Annotated in this window: 1 protein-coding gene; it reads left to right on the forward strand. The window is 60.6% G+C overall.

The genetic code is table 11. The annotated features are described in order from the left end of the window. Nucleotides 1-131 precede the first annotated feature (131 nt). The coding region (locus ACR0AM_RS21545) for an ABC transporter ATP-binding protein (protein WP_480623995.1) at nucleotides 132-1,882 on the forward strand (1,751 nt) is incomplete at its 3' end.

A 1,882-nucleotide genomic window follows, 5' to 3' on the forward strand; every position in this document is an offset into this window, starting at 1 on the left:
GGTTAGGTCTTATTTAGCGTGTTTGGATGTTGGGATGGGTTGGTCTGCCGCAGGGTTGCATCTGTCCTTTAGGCGCGGCGGGATATGGGGTATCTGGGCGTGCGCACCGTTTCACGGATTTGGAGAACGCAATGATGAAGCGCGCCTGGAACAAGTGGCGATCGGGCTATATGGGCCGGCTTGTCGGTGAGAGCTTTTATGCGCAGGGCGGGCTTTACGGCGTTGCGATCCTGGCGATGATCGCGGTGGCGGTCACCACCGCCGGCTCGGCTTACATGATGGAATATATCATCGATGCCATGACCAACCCGGAATTGCGGGGATGGGTGCATGTCATTGCGCTGGGGGTTGTGCTTCTGTTCCTGACCAAGGCGGTGGCCTCGTATATTCAGGCCGTTTTTCTGGCACGCGCGGGCAACCGGATTGTGGCCCAGCAGCAGGAGAAGCTGTACCGCAAGCTGGTCCGGCACGGAGTGTCGTTCTTCTCGACCACTGAATCGTCGGATCTGCTGATGCGCACGACCAATGGCGCGCAATCGGCCCGGGGCCTGATCGATGTTCTGGTCACCGGGTTTGTCCGCGATGCCCTGACCCTGGTCGGCCTGATTGTGGTCATGGTGTATCAGCAGCCGGTCCTGTCGGTGATGTTCTTTGTGGTGGGCCCGATTGCCCTGCTGGGGGTGCGGTATCTGCTGAAAAGCGTGCGCTCGATCATGCAGGCCGAGTTCAAATCGCTGGCAGAGATCATCCGGGTGCTGCAGGAGACCTCGGCGGGGATCAAGGTGATCAAGGTGTTTGCGCTTGAAGATCGCATGATCGACCGAATGGAGACCGCGATCCGGAAGGTCGAACAGCGCTCGAACGACATCGCCCGGCTGCAGGCCATCGCCAGCCCGCTGATGGAGTTTCTGGCCGGTCTGGCGGTTGCCGGGGTTCTCATTGTCAGCACGATGGGCATCGCGGGCACCGAACAGCCGACCGCGGGTCAGCTGATGTCCTTCATCACCGCTTTGCTGATGGCCTATGAACCTGCCAAGCGCCTGTCCAGGATGCGGGTCCAGATTGAAACCTGCATGGTCGGGGTCGGCATGTTGTTCAGCCTGCTGGATCAGGAGGACACGATGGTGGAAAGCCCCCGGGCCCGTGACCTGAGTGACGGCCCCGGACAGATCACGCTGCGCAATGTGACCTTTGGCTATCAGGGCACGGTGCCGGTGATCGACAACATGAGCGCCACTTTCGAGGCCGGGAAAACCACCGCCCTTGTCGGCCAGTCCGGTGGTGGCAAATCCACGTTGTTTGGCCTGATCATGCGGTTTTACGACCCCGATCAGGGCAGCGTCGAGATCGATGGCCAGGACCTGAGGGAGGTCAGCTTTGCCTCGCTGCGGCGGAAAATCTCGTATGTCGGTCAGGATACGTTCCTGTTCTCGGCCTCGGTGATGGACAACCTGCGCTGCTCGGCACCCGATGCGAGCGATGAAGAGGTGATCGCAGCAGCCCGGGCCGCACATGCGCATCAGTTCATCACCGACCTGCCGCAGGGCTATGAGACCCCGGTGGGCGAGAACGGAACCTTTCTGTCGGGCGGCCAGAAACAGCGCATCGCGATTGCCCGTGCCATTCTGCGCAAGGCCGAGATCCTGCTGCTGGACGAGGCCACAAGCGCGCTGGACGCGGAATCGGAATCGCTGGTCAAAGAGGCGCTGGACGCCCTGACACAGGATGTCACCGTCATCGTCATCGCCCACCGCCTGTCAACCGTGCTGGAGGCAGACACGATCATCGTCATCCAGGACGGCGCTATCGCCGAACAGGGAAACCTCGACCAACTCATGCAGAAAAACGGCCCCTTCAAAAACCTCTTCGACCAACAGTTCAA

The sequence above is a fragment of the Ruegeria sp. AD9 genome (genome assembly GCF_056542305.1).